Source organism: Streptococcus sp. SS-4456, assembly GCF_036680365.1.
GTDB lineage: Bacteria > Bacillota > Bacilli > Lactobacillales > Streptococcaceae > Streptococcus.
The window spans coordinates 1-19969 of record NZ_JAVIHI010000039.1; the positions used below are offsets into that span (position 1 = coordinate 1).

Genomic DNA, 19969 nt, shown 5'->3' on the forward strand with positions numbered 1-19969 from the left:
ATCTCCTGTCTGACCATTGAGTGCTTCTGTGAATTTAACGGAATTATCGCTAGTATCCACAAATTTCACACTACCTGTTTGAGCTGCTTTCGCATACACTACTGTCTCAACGAGATCATAGTTTCCTGTTGAGATGAGATCAGCTGTGTCGATATTCTCAACTACTGATACTGCAGTAACTGTACCGTAGTTTGAAGTAACAGACTTAACGGAATAGCCGGCAAGAGTTGGTAGAGCTTGACCTTCAAGAATTGTATCGCCATCCTTAGCTGTCCAAGAATTCCAAGTCACCGATCCCGTCACTTCATTTCGAGTTCCTGTTCGCTCATATGTGACTGTTGTTGTATAAGGAGCCGCAACCTGACTACTATCTTCTTCTTTAATATAGTTAGTAGTTCGAGTAAAGACTAACGGATTATCTGTCACTTGAGTAGTCTTAGGAGTCAACTCATAAGTGAATTCTTGAACATTTCTATCAATCGTATCGTATGTTCCTGTTGGGTCATAACCATCCCGATTGACGACCGTATAGCCCATCGCTTCAAATTCCGCAATTTTTGTAGCCGGATCCCAACCGAAAGTTTCTGCAGTTTTACCATTTAAGTTTTCTGTATATTTAACACTTGAATCAGTAGTGTCAACAAATTTCACAGCTGCAACTTGAGGATTTGCAGTATAGTAGTACGAAACGTCTGACCCTGTAGAAGCAGTTTGAGTCAAACCAATAGAGAAAGACATCCGTACAGAACTTGTCTTAGTTGGAGCAGTTTTACCCGTATTTAGTACATACTGCGCTGTAAAGGGTACAGACACTCTGCCTGGATTAGTTACTGTAACTTCAACTGGAGAGTCAGAAACGGTTGGCAAAGCTAAAACTTCTGCAGGAGTAAAATCAGAATAATCATTTGGGTACTGAGCCAACAAACTAGAAGGGTTTCTTAATGGATATACTCCCGTCTTATCTGTTGTAAAGTAATCTCCAAGCTTTTTAGTTGCATTTACAGGTGAGTTTAAAGTATGCCCTCCTGATAATGTAACACCGTCAGCCTGGGTGGCCGCAAATAGTTTATCTGTGATAATATTTAAAGTTCCCGCTTCCAATTGAGCGAAAAACTCCTCTGGAGAAGGAGTACTTGCCGCATCCCCAATAACTTGATAATACTCAGTGTATATCGTCGAAGTGTCTGTAAAAACTTGCTTTCTGTATAACTGTGTATCCTGTGTCCCAATAATTTTACGAGTCTCTTTGACATCAGAGTTATAGATATTAATTGGTAAATTTGACTTTTGATAGAGTACATCTCCAGCTACATAATTCCGTCCATGGTTAATATAGGAATCTGTATTCCCTGAGTCGCCAACCAATGTATATCCAGGAATATCAATTGGTGCGGTTGTATAAGTATCGTATCGCCAACCCTCTTGAACATAGATTGGTGCTAGTTCGGCACCTGTAGTTTTGTCTCTATATTTAGTCAACTGATATGTATACGGACTAAAAGTCGAACCAAAACCATTATTAGTGGAATTATCTGTATCTACTGCCCCCATTAAGAAAATAGGATCCAAACTTTTATTTGAGCTTAAAGCATAAGAATAGGTGGCCGTTGGCAGATTTGAACCACGAACCCGAACAGGTGTGTCAAGAGTAATTGTCCCACCATCGAAAGCTACCGATGTCCCCGCAGGTTGGGTCAAATCAACAACAATACTAGCTTGAATAGAGTTGGTATTGTTGGCATCTACTTTTGTTAAGTAAAGCTTAGTTGGAATATCATTCCCAGCAGCATCTGTAGCTGTGTCTTCCTTTCGAGTAGAATAGAGGACATAGCTGGTTAGAACATTATTCGTATAATCTTTAGCTATAGCTTGGACATGGTAACCATTAGGATCTTGAACTGGAGGAACCAATTCTGTTACAGTATAGCCATCACGCACTTCTGGAGTTGCAGAAGGATTGGTACGGAAACCTGAAGAACCTGAAGTCGTTGGTTCAGAAACCAGAGTTTCGTCTTCTTTTTTCTTAGTAACAACAAATGATAAAATATTAGTTTGCTTTTCAAAAATTTGTTGTACTAAAACTGGAGACTGGCCATCAGCAAGTTCATACCCTTCAGGAAGACTAGCAATGACTTTTACATATGTCGTTGCATTCAAACGATTGGTCTCAACAGCTTCAGTATGAGCTGTACGAGAAACACGTTGTCCAGTCTCCTCATCAATGTATCGAACCTGGTAGGTAATACCCGCTGTCCGAACATCACCAATTGCTTCCTCATCAGTAGCAATCTGATTGATTTGTTTCGCTACTTCCTCGCCATCTTCAACAGTTAAAGTGGTTTCAACTGGTGCTATAAGTTCAGCAGCAGAAACAGTCGAAGACTCCTGCAAGCTATTATCTGTAATTTCAGATGATGCTGACTCAGAGCTAAGTTCTGAACTCTCATTTAAAGCTTCAGAAGATTCAATAACTACTGCCGACTCACTTTCAACATCCTGCGATGTAGTTGAATCCAGCGAACCTGAATTCACTGAAACCGATGAATCTAAACCTGTTTCTGCAGAAGTTACTGAAGTACTTGAAGTTTCATCATCTGTTTTGATTGACTCAGGCTGAGTAGAATCTGTAGTTGGCACTATCGTTTCAGAAATTTTCTCTGTTGAGCTAGTTACACCTTCAGTAGAAGTAATCTCTTGCGCTGAAACAAGTGGACTACCTGCTAGAAGTAGGAAGGCCGCTATGACCGTGGAACCAACACCAACGTTGAATTTCCTGATTGAAAAACGATATTGCTTCTCACCAAACATACGCTTCTTTTTTTGAAACATATCTTTTCTTTTTTTCATGATAGACTCCTTTCAGTTTATCATCATTATACTATCATATCTTGAGACATTCTGCAAGCAAAATATATGAAAAAAACGCCATACGCATTAAAAATTTCTTCTCTCCTTTTGCACCTAAATGCAACTGCTTTAGTTCTAATATCGATTTTGTATTTACCACCTTTTCCTCGATTTCCAAATAATTGTGGCAAATGATTCTCCAAATGGACAGAAATATAGCGTTGTTTGCGTCGGTAACTCCGCTTCTGCTTAGGAAAGATTTTCATTTGCAAGAGATGGAGATAAGCCTTACGAATATCATTTAAATTGAAGGCCGCTCGCTTATCTAAGGTTTGATTCTTATCTACTCGGTAAACCACATCTAACAACTAATGTAGGCACTCAACCGACCAATGACCGCGAATAACCTGAGAAAAAGTCTGTACATCACTCTTGAAACGGAGGATAAAGTATCGAACTTCTTCCGTAATGACGCCGTCTTTATCAATATAGTTAAATGAAATAAAAACAATACTTTTATACCCGTGGTGCTAGTTCATTTCAAAATAGCGTAAGTTATGAGCTAGAATAATTTGTTCCATTCGTAGCTGTAGTCCGGCTATCCCTCTAGCAAGTGTATGTTCGATGTCAAAGAAACGACACAGTTCAGAAAAACGTATTGCAATAGTTCGTCTCATGGCCATCACCTTCCAATCATTATGTTCTTAGGCCCCTGTCATGTTTTTACGAAATGGCGTACATAGATGGTAACCTTGTTGATCTAAGTCCTTCTTGAGTGCACTGCTCAGGTAGCCTAAATAACCTAGGATAACCGATTGCTTACACCCCTCTAACAGCTAAAAACCCACCTCTATATCGTGGACAGAGGCGGGTGTAAGCACATAGTTCAAAATATAATCAGATAAGGTCACCAGCATATGAACCTTGAAGCCGTAGAACCTAAGATGTATAGAGGCATTGTGGCAAATATTGGCTAATACTTTAAAAATGGTAGGTCTGTGATTGCGAACGGGTTGGCAAAGTGGCAAGGGAAAACTATCTATAATGGATAGTTTATCAGATGGAAGCATTTCACTCATAGCTTTTCGGATGAATTGGACTAGCCAAATCAATTGTTTAGACCGACGATTGAACCGACTTCTTTCTAGTAACTGACCACAAGGAAAGAGGTGGCAGATGGTGTAGAAATAGCCTTGTGATGTTATGCCTAGTTCTGCTTGTAACAAAAGCAAGACAAGAAGAGATTCATCTGAAACTTTGACTAAACTATCATTAGGCCGATGTTTGAAGGAATCTGGACAATAGTTTTGGTAGGAGTGATGGCAAATTTGTGATAATTGGCGTACATTCCATTGCAAATGATGAGATTTTAGCGGTATACTGTAAGTGGCTCATTTGGACTAACCTCCTGTATGTTTCATCACTTACAGTATGGTCCATTTGGGCTTTTTATTGTAGTTTGAAATGAACTAGCACCACGGGTATTGTATACAAATAGGTTTCATTCCTAAAAGTATGAGTGTTAGTCTGAAACTAACAAAATTAACTTCCTTTCTAGCTTAATGTTACAACTAGAATTAGCATTACTACTCCGCTCGCTCAATATCTTCTCTAACTTCCTTGGCGTTGAACTTAGCGAAAAGATACTGGCGGTCTTGAACAGGGAAACGTTGGTCTAGTTGATCTACTGGGCCAACCTCGATATTTCCTTGTGAAATGATATAGTCCATAACATGGCCCCCAAAGGTCAAATCGTCTGAGATAAAATGCAAATGATAACCTGCCACACTGACCCCATGAAAAATCTCTGGTGTCCAAATACCAACAATAGTACCCGAAATGTTCTCAGCGGTATATTCGGGCTGACGGCTAGCCACCTCCGCAAATCGAACATCCGAAGCCGATTTTGGAATCATGCGCACGTGCATCCGTGAAAACGTCCCTTTGATTTTGATAGAACGAAAAAGATTTTCGCCATCGTAATAGGATTCAATCCGTTGGTGCAATTCATCGCTAGTCATTTCAAAGCGTTGTTTGAAAATCACTTCTGCTTCATGGAAAATAACCGCTGCATAGGGAACCTTCATATCAGCAGGAACCTCAACCACTTCTGGTTTCGCCCCTGCTCCCTTGGCCTGATAGGCCTTTCCATCTAAGACAATCAACTCACCATCAATAGAATCCAGTGTACCTAAACCCAAATCACCATGTTCCAGCAATTCGCCCACCGTCAAAGAACCATCATATAAACCCGCCATCAAGGCACCTAAGGTATTGTATTGAAATAATCGATTTACTTGCATAACCTACTCTTCATTCAAAAATTCTTGCATGGCCAAGTCATCTGGCACCAATTGGATATAACGGCTAGCTTGCTCTCTTGCCTCATCCAAGCGACCAAGTTGACGTAATAACTCTACATAATCAGCCAAAAATTCAGGATTCTCCGCCAATTCCCCAGCTAATTCAGCGTAAAGCTCACTCGCTTCCTCATCTCTTTCCAGAGCTTGATAGGCCTTAGCTACATTCCAACGCGCCAAGACATTGTCCAAATCCTCGTCAAAGAGGGCCACAACCTCATCAAACCGCTCCTGTTCCAAATAGAGATTGGACAAGCGGAGGGCTAATTCATTACTATCATCTGCCACTTCCCTTGCCTTGAGGAGATAGTCTTCAGCAACTTCCTCATCGTGCATTTCATAGGCGTACTGAGAAGCTTGAAGCAAGAGATTGGCATCAAAATCATTTTTGGCCAAGCCCTTTTCTGTCATTGCTAAGGCTTCTTCAATCTTATACTCGGCATGAAGGGATTGGGCGTAGGCGTATTCATAGCCCTCAAAATCAGGATTGATGGTATCCAGCTGCTTGAAGTAGAGATTGGCCTTTTGGTATTCTTCGCTTTCAAATAGCAGAGCAGCTAACTCAAAAACAGTCTGGTCATCGTATTCCAACTCGACAGCTTTTTCCAGAAATTCAATGGCCGCTTCAAATTTCCCCAAACTTGCATAGGCAAGACCAATTCGCTGGTAGGTAGAAACCCCAGTTAATTCGTAGATTTCACGATTATCCAGCTGGGCATAGTAAGAGATGGCTTCATTAAAAAATTCCAACTCCATATCCAACTCTGCTAAGCCAAATAAAATAATTGGTTCATCAGATATGTGACTAGCTTCTAACAATTTCTCACGTGCCACATCTGACAATCCTTCTGCCTGATACAAATCCGCCTTAACCAACAAGGCTTCCACATAGGCAGGACTGTCTTCTGAAATTTCCTCCAAGTATCCGAAAGCTTCTTCAACCTGGCCATCCTCAAAAGCAATCTGAGCCAATTGTAAGGCTAACTCAGGAAAGTCAGGCAAGAGCTTGGTATAGATATCCCGTGCCTGATGAAAGAAACCAATACTTTCCAGATAAGTAGCCAAGGATAAGAGCGTGTCGCTGTCATCTTCTGCCAAGGCACGTTTGAAATACTTATCTGCCTTCTGTAAATCCTGCTCTTGCAGGCAAATCAACATTTTTTCACTATTATTCATCTCGAACCGTCTGTTCCCCTTCCTCAACATATAAACCGCTATACTCTCTATACCAGTTAAAAGCCGCCTTGACCACTACCTTAATAGAGGCATAAATTGGAATTCCTAACAAGACCCCTAACACACCATACATCTGACCAGCAGTCAACAAGACGAATAAAATGGTAATGGGATGAATACTCAAAGAGCTACCAATAATAAGTGGAGTTACAAAACGACCTTCAATGGTCTGCTCCAACATGAAAACAATCAAAACCTTGACCAACATGACAGGTCCAGCAATCAATCCTAACACTACTGCAGGTATCATAGCCAAAAATGAGCCCAAGTAGGGTATCAGATTAAGGAAACCAGCCATAACCCCCAAGGTTACAGGATAACTAAGTCCAATCACTGAAAACATGACAGAAAACATGAGAGCAACAATAATAGCGACCGTCACCTGACCACGAACATAGTTGGACAACTGAGCATTGACATCTGTCAAAACCTCGCTGACGGATGAACGCCACTTTGTCGGCAAGTACTGGGTGACATGGCGATTTAAATGCTGACCATCTCGTAATAGATAGAAGAGAATAAAGGGCATAATCAAAATAGCCACGATAATCTGCGATGCCGTTGAAATCAAACTACTAGCCCAGTTGACAGCACTTGAAGAAAATTTCTGCGCATAGGAAACAATTTGGTCATTGACCTTATTCAAAATTTCCAAGGCAGTTGGACGGAACTGTTCAAATTGTTCATTTTCCAATAAGGTCGTCACTTGACTTTCAATCTTTTGAATATTAGACGGCAGATTTTGGGCGAAAGAAACGACCTGCCCTTGAATACTTGGAATAACAACAGCCAAGCCCCAAACCAAAAGCATGCCAATCAATACAAATAAGACCGAAATAGCAGCTGTCCGTGTAATCTTATATTTCTCTAACCAATCCACAATAGGATTTAAAAGATAATACAGCAAACCTGTCAACAACATGGGCAGGAGAATAATTTCAATAAAACTCCCAAGTGGCTTCAGCAAAAAGCTGACCTTAGTAAAAACAAAAATAGTTAACAGAACCAATAAGGTTACTAGAAAAAAAGTAACAGCCTGATTGTTTACAAACCACTTAAAAAACCAGGACATTCTAAATCGTTGCTGCTGTTCATCCATCTCGCTCACTCCTCATTCTTTTTCTCTATTGTATCATGTAATGGAGTATTTTAGACAAATAAACCATAGGCTTTCTCAGACTTTAGAGGAGAAATATGGTATAATTTTAGCAACCATTTTCAAAGGAGATAAGCATGGCTGTCTATTTCGGTACTTACACCAAACGTGAATCAAAAGGTATTTATAAGGCACAATTTAATAGCAAAACTGGGCAACTCAGTAACTTAGAATTGGTTGCTGAAGAGCCAAACCCAACCTATCTAGCTTTTGATAAAGCTGGACGACTTTATTCAGTCGGGGCTGAAAATGGACAAGGGGGAATCGCAGCTTTCGATACAGATTTCAGCAACCTAAACCATGTGGTTAGCGAGGGTGCACCTCACTGCTATGTAGCCGTAGATGACGAACGAAATCTAGTTTATGCTGCTAATTACCACAAGGGACAAGTTCTGGTCTATAAACAACTAGAAAATGGCTCCCTAGAACTTGCAGATATGGTACAACATGAAGGTTCTGGACCACATGAAAATCAGGCATCCGCCCATGTTCACTTTTCTGATTTAACACCTGATAAGTTCTTGGTGACCTGTGATTTAGGTGCTGACCAAGTTGTAACCTACAAGGTTTCAGACCAAGGAAAAGTAGAAAAATTGGCAACCTATCAGGCCGCTGCTGGAAGTGGACCAAGACACATTGTTTTCCATCCCGTCGCAAAAATTGCCTACCTCATCTGCGAACTTAATTCAACTATTGAAGTCCTTATTTACGATGGCTGGGGAGAGTTCGAGCACCTACAAACTATCTCTACACTTCCACAAGACCATACAGGTTTCAACGGCACAGCTGCTATTCGTATCACCAAAGATGGAAAATTTGTCTACGGTTCTAACCGTGGTAACGACTCAATCGCCGTCTACAAAACACTTGGTGATGCCAGTCTTGAATTGGTCCAAATCGTGTCAACCCATGGCAAGACACCCCGTGACTTTACCCTAAGCCCAGACGAGAAACACCTAATCGCTGTCCACCAAGATTCTGATAATGCGACTGTTTTTTCAAGAGATACAGAAACAGGTCAACTAACGGAACTTTCTCATGATTTTTACCTACCAGAAGCTGTATGTGTCACATTTTTTGAAGACTAATTATTTGTGAAATCGCTCTACTTTTGGTTTAATATTTGTATAGGAGGTGAATTACATGAATCCAGTAGATCTTTTCAACCAAGTTAAAGACTTAATCGCAAACAAAGACTTTGACGGAGCTAAACAATTTATCGAAGAAAACAAAGACAACTTCGGCGAATACTTGGAGCAAGCAAAAGGCTTGTTGTCAGGTTCCGAAGGCGTAAGCGGTCTTTTGGACAAGGTTAAAGGCTTGTTCTAATACATGAAAAAACTAGGCTGAGAATGTTCAGTCTAGTTTTTTGTTATTATTTCAAGAATAATAAGTAGAAAAACCTTCGCTTTTCTAGCTCAGGTATAAAACAGTCTCCCAGACATTGAAAAACAAGTCCGAAGTTTTTCGGACTTGTTCTTACTATATCCCTCGTTATTCTAACTCGGGGATAAATTAGTACACCGTACTACGAAAAACAAGTCTGGAAATTTCCAGACTTGTCCTTATTATGACCCTCGCTATGCTAGCTCGGGGATAAAACAGTCTCCAAGACATTGAAAAACAAGTCCGAAAATTTTCGGACTTGTTCTTACTATAACCCTCGCTATGCTAGCTCGGGGATAAATTAGTACACTGTACTAATTTATTTTTTCAAGTTGTAGAATGAGTTCAAGCCTTTGTAGACTGCAACTTCACCAAGTTGATCTTCGATACGAAGCAATTGGTTGTATTTAGCGATACGGTCTGTACGTGACAATGAACCAGTCTTGATTTGGCCTGCGTTAGTTGCAACTGCGATGTCAGCGATTGTTGAATCTTCAGTTTCACCTGAACGGTGTGATACAACGGCAGTGTAGCCAGCTTCTTTAGCCATTTCGATAGCTTCAAATGTTTCAGTAAGAGTACCGATTTGGTTAACTTTGATAAGGATTGAGTTAGCAGCACCTTCTTTGATACCACGTGCAAGGTAGTCAGTGTTTGTTACGAAGAAGTCGTCACCAACCAATTGAACGCGTTTGCCAAGACGCTCAGTAAGAGCTTTCCAGCCATCCCAGTCGTTTTCATCCATACCATCTTCGATAGTGATGATTGGGTATTTGTTAACCAATTCTTCAAGGTAGTCGATTTGTTCTGCAGAAGTACGAACAGCAGCGCCTTCACCTTCGAATTTAGTGTAGTCGTATACTTTACGCTCTTTGTCGTAGAATTCAGATGACGCACAGTCGAAACCGATCATGATGCCGTTTTCGCCAGCTTCGTAACCAGCAGCTTCGATAGCTTCGATGATTGTTTCAACACCGTCTTCAGTTCCTTCGAACTTAGGAGCGAAACCACCTTCGTCACCAACAGCTGTTACCAAACCACGAGCTTTCAAGATTTTCTTCAAAGCGTGGAATACTTCAGCACCCCAACGAAGACCTTCTTTGAATGAAGGAGCGCCAACTGGCAAGATCATGAATTCTTGGAAAGCGATTGGAGCGTCTGAGTGAGAACCACCGTTGATGATGTTCATCATTGGAGTTGGCAATACTTTAGTGTTGAATCCACCAAGGTAAGTGTAAAGTGGCACTTCAAGGTAGTCAGCAGCAGCACGTGCAACAGCGATAGAAACACCGAGGATTGCGTTTGCACCCAATTTACCTTTGTTAGGAGTACCGTCAAGAGCGATCATAGCGCGGTCGATAGCTTGTTGATCACGAACGTCAAAACCGATGATAGCGTCAGCAATCACGTTGTTCACGTTGTCAACAGCTTTTTGAGTACCAAGACCAAGGTAACGAGATTTGTCACCGTCGCGAAGCTCAACTGCTTCGTGCTCACCAGTAGAAGCTCCTGAAGGAACCATACCACGTCCGAAAGCACCTGATTCAGTATAAACTTCAACTTCAAGTGTAGGGTTACCGCGTGAGTCAAGGACTTCGCGAGCGTAAACATCAGTAATAATTGACATTATATTACTCTCCTTTGAGTTTAAAATAGTTACACTGCTATCATACCCTAAAATAAGATATTTTTCAAGAAAAAATAGGCTATTTTACTGAAAGAAATAATGTAAACGCCTTCCTTTGCATTTTTACTGGGATATGCTATACTAAGACTATGACTGAATTACATACTACAATTTTACAAAAAGCCTCTGGTGAAACCCGTCTAAACCCTGATGAACAGCGCTTATACATGGGAACTTATCGCGAGCGCGTTGTCCTGCTCGTTTCCTTTGACGATTTGAGTAGTGAAGTCGTCGGAAATAAGTTTGATACAATTTGCCAAAAACTAGCAAACAGCTACTCTCCTCTATTCCTCAAACTCTCGCCAGCCCTGTCTGATAAGCAACAAATTTCACTACTAAAAATTGCTCAGAACTTCGGTATTACTACCGCTATCATCGATGAAAAAATAGGACAGTCTCCCTACGCTCTGGTCTTCCATACAGATCATGCAGTTGATTTAGAAGAAATTAACTTAGAAGTTATCTTTCCAAATCTTATCAAGAAGGAAGAAAAAAAGGAAGAGCAAAAACCCTCCTTCTGGAAAAAATTATTTGGATAAGCTATTTCTTTAATCAAATTCTTCCAATTTTCCTCCCAACTGAAGAATTCTTGCCACCTGTTCTGCTGTGCGGACCAGGTTTTTTTCTCCCTTTTTAAGCGTATTTTCTAAGTCATCAACTTCAGCAATAATGGGAAATGCGGCGCAGATATTTTCACAAGGAAACTCGGGAAGATCGTCTTTGAGGCTACCACAAATTGCAATGATGGGAATCCCAGTCGGCGTACGTCTAGCTACTCCTATCGGAGTCTTCCCTGATAAGCTTTGGGCATCCATCCGCCCCTCACCGACAATAACTAGGTCAGCCTCAGCTACTCGCTTGTCAAAATCTAATTGATCCAGAACAAAGTTTATGCCTGTTTGGATGCGGGCACCTGCAAACTGCACCAAGCCTGCCGCCATCCCACCGCCTGCACCAGCACCAGCCAGTGTCAAGATTGCTGGATTGACAAGCTGATAAAATCTTTCCATCTCTCTATCCACTTGCTCAAACTTCGTGGCTTCCAGCCCCTTCTGACCAGCAAAAATATAGGTAGCACCCTGATGTCCACAGAGAAGATTATCCACGTCAGTTAGCAAATCAATCTGAACAGACGACAAATCAATACCTATGTCATCTTGGGAAAAGTCCACAATCTTACTCAAATTAGCCCCAATGGCTTCCAGTTCCTGACCCTCTCTGTCATAGAATTTCACACCAAGGCCTGCAGCCATTCCAATGCCACCATCATGGCTGGCAGAGCCACCAATTCCGATGAAAAACTGGTTGGCACCTTTCTGCACCAGTTCAACCAGCAGTTCACCCACTCCTCTAGTAGAAACTAGCAAAGGATTTCTTTTTTCTAGCGGAATGCTGGCAAGCCCCACTATCGCAGCCATTTCAAAAACAGCAAGACCATCTCGCATTGCATAGTCAACACATATCCTATCCCCAAATGGTCCTGTCACTTCTGTCTGGTATTTCTCTAAACCAAAGGCTTGTGTCAGACTGTCGAGGGTTCCTTCACCTCCATCACCCAAGGGAAGCAAATCATAACTTGCCTGGGGATAGACCTTTGAAAATCCTTGCTTTATGGCTTTAGCAACCTCTGCTGCTGAGAGAGATTCTTTGAAGGAATCTGGAGCTATTAGAATACGCATAGATATCCCACCTTTCTATATAAATTGTAGCACTCCTTTCCAGGTCTTTCAAGAAAAATTCGAGTATTTCCTTAAAACATGATATACTGGACAAAAGGAGGCTTCTATGTATCAGACTATTTTATTTGACCTTGACGGTACCTTAACAGACTCTGGACAAGGTATCCTAAATTCCGTCGCCTACGCCCTGAACCAAATGGGGATTGAGGAGCCGAACCCAGAAAACTTAAAATGCTTCATCGGTCCTCCTCTCTACGAATCCTTTGCCCGTTTTTATCAACTAAATCCAGCAGATACCCAGGCAGCTGTTGATGCCTTTCGGGTTTATTTTATAGAAAAGGGCATGTTTGAAAACCAACTCTACGACGGTGTTATTCCTCTTTTAGAAGCTCTGACGGAAGCAGGCAAAACCTTGGCTATCGCCACCTCTAAACCCGAAGTCTTTGCCAAGCAAATTCTGGAATATTTTGATATTTCCCACTATTTCGATGTCATTGCAGGAGCCAGTCTGGATAGTAGCCGCATTAACAAGACTGATGTCATCTCCTATGCCTTAGCCCAACTGGACTACAATCCGCAAACAAGCATTATGGTCGGGGACCGTGAACATGACATCGAAGGAGCCCAGGCCAACCAACTAGCTTCAATCGGTGTCCTTTATGGCTACGGAAATCGACAAGAATTGGAAAAGGCTGGCGCAACAATGATAGCCGAAACCCTTCTTGATTTAAAACAACTCTTAGTCTAAGCAAACAGAAAAAGCCAGCAAACAGCTGACTTACTCAATATTTACCATTCAAAATCTCTATTAGTTTATAGAGATTTTTTTCATTGATTTGATAAGGTGCCTGTTCTTGCACAATTGGCTTAGCACAGAATGCCACGCCAATTCCTGCTCTTTGAATCATAGGTAGGTCATTTGCCCCATCCCCCATAGCAATAGTCTGAGATAAAGCTAAGCCATTTTCAGCCGCCCAGGCTTCCAAACAAGCCTTCTTGGTATCCTTGGTTACAATATCGCCCAAAACTTGACCTGTCAAAAATCCATCAACTACTTCTAAACGATTGGCACGAACATAATCTAATTCCAACCGCTCTGCAAGACGATCTACTGTTTCATGAAATCCACCTGATACGACTGCAACCTTAAACCCACGAGCCTTTAATTCTGCTACTAGCTCTGCAGCTCCTGGTGTAAAATGAATTTTTTCTATAATCCGATCAAAAACAGAAACAGGCAAGCCTTTCAACAAGGCAACACGCTCGCGTAATGCTTCTTCGAAATCCAATTCTCCACGCATAGCACGTTCTGTAATGTCTGCAACCTGCTCCCCTACACCCGCTTCCTCACCAAGAAGGTCAATACCTTCTTCCATAATCAGTGTAGAATCCACATCCATAACCAATAATCCTTTTGTCATGTTTCATATCCTTTCTTGTATAAAAATAAAAAGCCAAACGGCTTTTTATTTAGTAACGAATTGCTTCGCGTGTTTTTTCATAAGAACGAACAAAGCGTTCTGTTACACCGGGTTCAACTGTTTCCAAGGCAAATGAAATCTCTTCAAAGGCTGCTTGGTAGTCAAAGTCTCTTTCAAAAATATCTAGTGAACGATTGAAAGCTGCTTGAATTCCTTCATTGGTTGAACGATAGCGGTTAGAATACTGCAAGAGTTGCTCTGTCAGGGTCGCATTCTGAACGATAAGGTAAGCTAATTCTTCCAACTGATTCATATCGTAAGTCGCATTTTCTAACAAACGATTAACAACTTCGATGTTAATTCGTTTATAATCCAATTCTGCAATCAGACCTTCCACATGGTCACTGGTTCTGAAGAAGTTTGTCAGAAACTCAGCCGGGATACCAGGAAGATTGCGTTTCTCCATGTAGCGTTTTAGGGTATGAAGCTTATTGATATAGAGAGTAGCTTTCTTACGAGCTGTACTTTCCGATACTTCTTGTGATTTAAGGTATTCAGCCAGTACTAGTTGTTCTTCTTCAATTTCTTTCAAACTTGAAAGCGAATGATCCAATCGCTCTTCCAGAATAGAATATGCCACCTGCGGCGTTTCAATACCTTCAACACTCTCAGCGACGACAATCTCAATAGTTTCCAAACGTTTTTTCAGTTGGTTAATACGTGAAAGCTTGCTGTCTGCCAATAGATAGTTGGCATTTAAACGCTGACTTTCTTCATCCAAAAGTTGGGTATTTTGTACCACATGCTCCAAAAATTTTGGTAGGCTCTTGCTAATCTTATTAGCAGACTTGTTAGCCTCAATTTCCCGATTAAAGAGCTTATATAAGTGGTCAATCTTAGCTTGAATGCCCTCATTTTCAGCTTCTGCCGCATCCAAATCAAAGGATACAATCAAGGCAGTATTTTCACGAATAGAAACTCGGATATTTTGGAATTGGGATTCGATATTTCCTTCTGTAAACAAGTAGTTTTGCTCTACAAGTTTACGGTAACCTGTTTCCAAGTCTTCCAACTGCTCTGGAAAATCCTTACTAACACGTTCAATCAAATGCGGAATACGATCCATAATCTGATTGAGAGCAATCATGTGCTCCTCTGTCTTATCAAGAATTTCAGATGCTTCAATCGGATCACCAGATGAGTTGAGCATAACAAACTCAGAAAATTCAACTTCAATATTTTTCAGTTGTTTTTCCAGTTCTGGCAAGGTTTCTCCATAACTTTCAGAATTGTCACGAACAGAGGCTTGCAGATTTTCGAACAAATCCAAGGCATGTTTGACACGACCTGAGTTCTTCTCCTCCTGTTCCTTCAAATCCATCAAACCATGGCGGATAGAAGAAATATCTTCTTCAATTAGGTCAATCTGACTTTCAATGCTATCAATAGCATTCTTAGCACTGACAAAACGGAAAGAATTATTAAAAGCTTCTGCTTCAAAAATATGATTTTCAATATCTGCAAATGAATTGAGGGATAGATCAACCCATTTTTGATTCCACTCACGGAAGGAAACCTGGCTTTGACCAATCAAGTGAAGGGCCTTTACCGCTTCAACTTCTTCATTTACAGGGAGGTTAAATAGCTCTTCCTTGCGCTCTTCTAATGCAACCAAGAGGTTGTCATTACGTTTGCGAACAATCAGGCAAGCTACGTAGGCAACGATTAAAATGATAACAATCGAAACGATTAAGATGATTGTTCCTGTAGGCATGTAAATCTCCTTAGTTCATAGTAATTACTAGAAAATATCGCTTTATTATACCATAAATCTCTAGCTTATGCACTTGTTTTCTCAGTTTTTAGACATCTAATGTTGAATATACCGCATTTTCTTCGATAAACTCACGGCGAGGCTCTACCTTATCCCCCATCAACATATCAAAAATCTTATCTGCTTCTGCAGCATCATCAACTGAAACACGCGCCATCAGACGATTCTCTGGATTCATGGTTGTTTCCCACAACTGATGGTCATCCATTTCACCCAATCCCTTATAACGTTGGATGGTTGGTTTAGAACGTCCAGTACTATGTCTTTCTAAGGCTTCTTGCAATTCTTGTTCCTGATTGGCACCTGGTTGAATGTATTCTTTAATCTCACTTCCAACCTTAACCCCATAAATTGGGGGCTGGGCAATGTAAACATAACCAGCTTCTACAATCGGACGCATATAGCGGTAGAAGAGGGTCAAGAGCAGGGTACGAATATGGGCTCCATCGACATCGGCATCAGTCATGATGACCAATTTCTGATAACGAGCCTTCTCTACGTCAAAGTCCGCTCCAAAGCCAGTTCCCATAGCTGTAAACAAGCTACGGATTTCCTCGTTGGCCAAAATCTTATCCATGCTGGCCTTTTCCACGTTCAAAATCTTACCACGAATTGGCAAAATAGCCTGGAACTCACGGTCACGACCAGATTTTGCTGAACCACCCGCAGAATCTCCCTCCACGATGAAGAGCTCTGTCTTAGTCGCATCATTTGATGAACAGTCTGCCAACTTGCCTGGCAGGTTAGAAATTTCAAGACCTGATTTCTTACGGGTCACCTCACGAGCACGTTTGGCAGCAATCCGCGCCTTGGCCGCTACAATACCCTTGTCCACAATCCGACGAGCAATCTGAGGATGCTCCAAAAGGAATTCTGAAAAGGCATCTGAGAACAAACGGTTAGTGATTTTAACAACTTCACTATTTCCAAGCTTGGTCTTAGTTTGTCCTTCAAACTGAGGACCAGGGTGCTTAACAGAAACAACAGCCGTCAAACCTTCACGCACATCCTCACCAGTTAAGTTGTCATCATTTTCCTTGAGAATTTTATTCTTCTTAGCATAGTCGTTGATGACACGCGTCAGAGCTGTACGGAAACCTTGTTCGTGAGTACCGCCTTCGTGGGTGTGGATATTGTTGGCAAAGCTGACCACATTTTCATGATAACTAGTTGTATATTGCATAGCAACTTCAACGGTAATGTCATCCATCTGACCCTCAGTGTAGATAGGGGTTTCAAAAATGACATCCTTGTTCTCATTTAGGTATTCCACGTAGGAAGCAATCCCACCTTCGTAGTGATACTCCTTGGTTTGTTCCATTCCCTCACGCTTGTCCGTAATCGAAAGATTTAAACCGCGGTTTAGGAAAGCTAGTTCTTGGATGCGTTTATTTAATTTAGCAAACTCGAACTCCGTCGTTTCAGTAAAGATTTCTGGATCTGGTGTAAAATGTACGGTCGTACCATTGCGGTCTGTTTCACCCACAACCTTCAAATCAGCAACCACTTCACCACGACGGTATTCTTGGAAATAAACCTGACCATTTTTATAAACATGGACATCTAACTGGGTCGAAAGAGCATTTACTACGGATGAACCTACGCCATGCAGACCACCTGAAACCTTGTATCCGCCTCCGCCAAATTTACCACCCGCATGGAGAACTGTAAAAACTGTTTCTACGGCTGGACGACCTGTTTTTTCTTGAATATCAACCGGGATACCACGACCATTGTCCACAACTGTAATGGAGTTATCCGGCTCGATATAGACTTCAATCTTGCTGGCAAAACCGGCCAAGGCCTCATCAATCGAGTTATCGACAATTTCCCAAACAAGATGGTGAAGTCCTTCTTTAGAGGTTGTTCCGATATACATACCTGGACGCATACGAACGGCTTCCAGACCTTCCAAAACCTGAATCTGACTGGCATCATATTCTTGTGCTTTTTCTTGTAAATCTTTGATTTCTTCTGTCATTCTTATTCCTTTATTTCTAAGCTCTACTCTCAAAAACATTAAACCATCCGACAAGATTTGAAGTATCTGGATAGGAAAAACAAGAGTATAAAAACTTTACAATCGTACCCAACATTATACCATATTTTTCATAAAATTCCCACCAAAAAGGAGCTGAATTTCTACTTCAGCTCCCTAATATTGAACATTCTGTTCCTCTAAAATTTATGAACCATGACCCTTGCCAGACCTTGACCATCGCCACCAAGTAAGTCAACCAATTTATAGGCAAAGTCCAAGCTAGTACCTGCACCTCGGCTGGTAATAATCGGTCCATCAACGACTACATTTTCTGCAAAATGAATACCAGTGGAAATATCTGCTTCTTTCCCTGGGAAACATGTATAGCGACGACCATCCAGTAAACCAGCCCTATCTAGAACGATCGGAGCCGCACAGATAGCCGCAACCCGTTTCCCATTTGCTACCGCCTTTTGCAATTCTGCAATCAAACGGTCATCATCACGGAGATTTATTGAACCAGGCATCCCTCCCGGTAGGACAATCAAATCATATTGGCTCAAATCCCCATCAAACAAACTGTCTGCTTCAACCTTGATAGCATGGGAACCTTCCACACGAATACTGGTTAAACCAATCATATCGCATTGAAAACCCGCTCTTCGAAAAATATCAACGGGAGCTAAGGCTTCAATTTCTTCAAAGCCGTTTGCCAACATAACTGCAACTTTTACCATAGTAACCAACTTTCTAACGTTCTAATGTAATTTTCCTGTATTTCCGTGATCTCACTTCTTCTTTTTCATCCGCCAGATGCGACTGGTAACTCATGGATAGTACCAAGCCAATCCCAATCAGATTGGACACTATGGAAGAGCCACCTTGAGAGATGAATGGAAGTGGGATACCTGTCAGAGGTAGTAAACCAGTAGCTGCCCCGATATTTTCAAATACATGGAAGAGGAGCATCATAATATAACCTGTAGAGATGTAGGTATAATAACGATTATTGGATTTTAATGTAATCCGTAACATCCGATAAATCAGCAGGAGGTAGAGGCCGATCAAGACTGTCCCACCGATAAAACCAAAATCCTCACCGATAACTGTAAAAATCATATCACTTTCACGAACCGGAATGAGCAGATTTGTTTTATTGAACCCTAGACCTTTCAGACCACCGCTACCGATAGCAATCAAACTTTGTGCTTGTTGGTAGGTTGTTGACTGGGCGTGTTTAAAGGGGTCTAACCAAGCTGAAATACGGTTGATTTTATAGGTATCCATTCCCATATTATGCAGGAAGGTTGTTCCACCTGGCGATACAAAAATCAACATAAAGCCTGCAACCAGTACCAAGATGGTCACAGCTGTCGGTAGGAGAATTTTCCATGACACGCCCGACAGGAGAAGCATCCCGCTGAAGATGGCCACGAATACCAAAGAAGTTCCCAAGTCACTCTGCAAGGCCAGTAGTACCAAAACAGGAAGAGTAAAGAGAGTCATATAAGCAATCAGCATAAAATCTTCACGTAAACCGCGTTCCGAATGGTGTTTATGGAAGGTGACAATAACCCTGGCAATCATGACAATATAGGATATTTTCATGAATTCCGATGGCTGAAAGAGGGTCATTCCTCCAATGGTTACCCAGTTTTTCGCACCTGTCGAAGCCACCAAGTCCGGACTGTAGAAGAATAAGGGCAGGACCATCAGCCCCAATCCCAGCACATATAGGAAGGGTGTGATCTGCCAAAGAAACTTGGTCGAAAAGAACATAACCAGGAATGCTGCTACGATTCCAATACCTATCCAGGCAATTTGTTGCCCCACCATTTGTAGAACGCTATCTGGATAGTCCTGGCTCACTGCAATAAAAAGAGCTAAGATGCCTACAACCAATAAAAAAAAGACTGGTAAAATAAGAGAGTAGTCAATTCGACTATCTATCGTTCCTCTGTATTTCATAGATTACCTCATACTTTCGTTTCTAAGAACTGGTATTCACAAGTAAAGTGCTAAACTGTAAATACAGCACTAAATATAGCTTTTAACATTATAGCAAAAAAAACGAAAAGGCTCTAGCAGGAAGAAAAAATCATCTGGTCAACACACTAAAAACTCGAACATTTATCTACAATGTATATTCAGACAAATGGCAATCATTTTGACAATCACGCACCAAAAAAGCCCTCTTTTATTTCTAGAGGCAAAGAAAAAATGGTCCATCAAGGACTGTCGTTTGCCTTCTCTAGTTTTAAGAGGCAAAGAAAAACAGTCCGTTAAGGACTGTTTCAGATTGCAGACAAACATCGTTTTGGTGTTTGTCTTTTTTACTGTTTTTAGAGAAAAATGGCTGTTTTAATGCTGAAACCACCCCAT

15 protein-coding genes and 2 pseudogenes are annotated in these 19969 nt (G+C 41.3%); 4 read left to right on the top strand and 13 right to left on the bottom strand.

Translation table 11 applies throughout. The annotated features are described in order from the left end of the window. From RFK25_RS09425 to RFK25_RS09450, 6 genes and pseudogenes are all read right to left on the bottom strand, one after another. On the bottom strand, positions 1–2847 hold a 2847-nt coding region (locus tag RFK25_RS09425; RefSeq protein WP_332413148.1), incomplete at its 3' end, for a mucin-binding protein. A gap of 164 nt (positions 2848–3011) precedes the next feature. Next, positions 3012–3341 (bottom strand): annotated as a pseudogene (locus tag RFK25_RS09430) (ISAs1 family transposase); the annotation flags it as partial. A gap of 36 nt (positions 3342–3377) precedes the next feature. Then, a pseudogene (locus RFK25_RS09435) lies at positions 3378–4242 on the bottom strand (IS982 family transposase). A 191-nt stretch (positions 4243–4433) separates the two neighbouring features. Beyond that, complete coding sequence (gene budA / locus RFK25_RS09440; RefSeq protein WP_332413149.1) at positions 4434–5150, bottom strand: acetolactate decarboxylase; 717 nt, start codon at positions 5148–5150, stop codon at positions 4434–4436. Positions 5151–5153: 3 nt separating this feature from the next. After that, positions 5154–6383, bottom strand: coding sequence for a tetratricopeptide repeat protein (locus tag RFK25_RS09445; protein WP_332413151.1), 1230 nt, complete (start codon positions 6381–6383; stop codon positions 5154–5156). Further along, on the bottom strand, positions 6376–7542 hold the full coding sequence (locus RFK25_RS09450) for an AI-2E family transporter (protein WP_332413153.1): 1167 nt from the start codon (positions 7540–7542) through the stop codon (positions 6376–6378). The genes RFK25_RS09445 and RFK25_RS09450 overlap by 8 nt, the downstream gene beginning before the upstream one ends. Positions 7543–7676: 134 nt before the next feature. Here RFK25_RS09450 and RFK25_RS09455 point away from each other — a divergent pair, with 134 nt between their 5' ends. Beyond that, positions 7677–8687: a lactonase family protein gene (locus tag RFK25_RS09455; protein WP_332413155.1), complete on the top strand. Its 1011-nt coding sequence runs from the start codon at positions 7677–7679 to the stop codon at positions 8685–8687. A 55-nt stretch (positions 8688–8742) separates the two neighbouring features. Next, on the top strand, positions 8743–8928 hold the full coding sequence (locus RFK25_RS09460; RefSeq protein ID WP_105122886.1) for a hypothetical protein: 186 nt from the start codon (positions 8743–8745) through the stop codon (positions 8926–8928). 376 nt (positions 8929–9304) lie between these two features. Here RFK25_RS09460 and eno read toward each other — a convergent pair whose 3' ends face one another. Then, positions 9305–10612 carry a surface-displayed alpha-enolase gene (gene eno / locus RFK25_RS09465; RefSeq protein WP_002935704.1) on the bottom strand — a complete coding sequence of 436 codons (1308 nt, stop codon included), beginning with the start codon at positions 10610–10612 and terminating at the stop codon, positions 9305–9307. A gap of 149 nt (positions 10613–10761) precedes the next feature. Here eno and RFK25_RS09470 point away from each other — a divergent pair, with 149 nt between their 5' ends. Further along, positions 10762–11211 (top strand): DUF1694 domain-containing protein, encoded by a 450-nt coding sequence (locus RFK25_RS09470; RefSeq protein ID WP_332413157.1) that lies wholly within the window; start codon positions 10762–10764, stop codon positions 11209–11211. Positions 11212–11220: 9 nt separating this feature from the next. Here RFK25_RS09470 and RFK25_RS09475 read toward each other — a convergent pair whose 3' ends face one another. Continuing rightward, a complete protein-coding gene (locus RFK25_RS09475) occupies positions 11221–12351 on the bottom strand; it encodes a glycerate kinase (RefSeq protein ID WP_332413159.1) in 1131 nt (376 codons plus the stop codon). Between the two features lie 106 nt (positions 12352–12457). Here RFK25_RS09475 and RFK25_RS09480 point away from each other — a divergent pair, with 106 nt between their 5' ends. Beyond that, entirely contained in the window at positions 12458–13099 is a 642-nt protein-coding gene (locus tag RFK25_RS09480; RefSeq protein ID WP_332413161.1) for an HAD family hydrolase, read from the top strand. Positions 13100–13133: 34 nt separating this feature from the next. On the opposite strand, the gene serB is transcribed toward RFK25_RS09480, so the two are convergent. The 5 genes from serB to RFK25_RS09505 form a co-directional block, all read right to left on the bottom strand. Beyond that, a complete protein-coding gene (gene serB, locus RFK25_RS09485; protein ID WP_332413163.1) occupies positions 13134–13772 on the bottom strand; it encodes a phosphoserine phosphatase SerB in 639 nt (212 codons plus the stop codon). Between the two features lie 49 nt (positions 13773–13821). After that, on the bottom strand, positions 13822–15546 hold the full coding sequence (gene ezrA / locus RFK25_RS09490) for a septation ring formation regulator EzrA (RefSeq protein WP_332413164.1): 1725 nt from the start codon (positions 15544–15546) through the stop codon (positions 13822–13824). An 88-nt stretch (positions 15547–15634) separates the two neighbouring features. After that, positions 15635–17587: a DNA topoisomerase (ATP-hydrolyzing) subunit B gene (gyrB, locus tag RFK25_RS09495; protein ID WP_332413165.1), complete on the bottom strand. Its 1953-nt coding sequence runs from the start codon at positions 17585–17587 to the stop codon at positions 15635–15637. 197 nt (positions 17588–17784) lie between these two features. Then, complete coding sequence (locus RFK25_RS09500; protein ID WP_332413166.1) at positions 17785–18324, bottom strand: DJ-1 family glyoxalase III; 540 nt, start codon at positions 18322–18324, stop codon at positions 17785–17787. Positions 18325–18337: 13 nt separating this feature from the next. Then, entirely contained in the window at positions 18338–19555 is a 1218-nt protein-coding gene (locus tag RFK25_RS09505) for an FtsW/RodA/SpoVE family cell cycle protein (protein WP_332413168.1), read from the bottom strand. Between the last annotated feature and the right edge of the window lie 414 nt (positions 19556–19969).

Coding starts and splice junctions, on each gene's coding strand:
- RFK25_RS09475 (WP_332413159.1), bottom strand. CDS start 12,351: ATGCGTATTCTAATAGCTCCAGATTCCTTCAAAGAATCTCTCTCAGCA.
- gyrB (WP_332413165.1), bottom strand. CDS start 17,587: ATGACAGAAGAAATCAAAGATTTACAAGAAAAAGCACAAGAATATGAT.
- RFK25_RS09455 (WP_332413155.1), top strand. CDS start 7,677: ATGGCTGTCTATTTCGGTACTTACACCAAACGTGAATCAAAAGGTATT.
- ezrA (WP_332413164.1), bottom strand. CDS start 15,546: ATGCCTACAGGAACAATCATCTTAATCGTTTCGATTGTTATCATTTTA.
- RFK25_RS09500 (WP_332413166.1), bottom strand. CDS start 18,324: ATGGTAAAAGTTGCAGTTATGTTGGCAAACGGCTTTGAAGAAATTGAA.
- serB (WP_332413163.1), bottom strand. CDS start 13,772: ATGACAAAAGGATTATTGGTTATGGATGTGGATTCTACACTGATTATG.
- RFK25_RS09480 (WP_332413161.1), top strand. CDS start 12,458: ATGTATCAGACTATTTTATTTGACCTTGACGGTACCTTAACAGACTCT.
- RFK25_RS09505 (WP_332413168.1), bottom strand. CDS start 19,555: ATGAAATACAGAGGAACGATAGATAGTCGAATTGACTACTCTCTTATT.
- eno (WP_002935704.1), bottom strand. CDS start 10,612: ATGTCAATTATTACTGATGTTTACGCTCGCGAAGTCCTTGACTCACGC.
- budA (WP_332413149.1), bottom strand. CDS start 5,150: ATGCAAGTAAATCGATTATTTCAATACAATACCTTAGGTGCCTTGATG.
- RFK25_RS09445 (WP_332413151.1), bottom strand. CDS start 6,383: ATGAATAATAGTGAAAAAATGTTGATTTGCCTGCAAGAGCAGGATTTA.
- RFK25_RS09470 (WP_332413157.1), top strand. CDS start 10,762: ATGACTGAATTACATACTACAATTTTACAAAAAGCCTCTGGTGAAACC.
- RFK25_RS09460 (WP_105122886.1), top strand. CDS start 8,743: ATGAATCCAGTAGATCTTTTCAACCAAGTTAAAGACTTAATCGCAAAC.
- RFK25_RS09450 (WP_332413153.1), bottom strand. CDS start 7,542: ATGGATGAACAGCAGCAACGATTTAGAATGTCCTGGTTTTTTAAGTGG.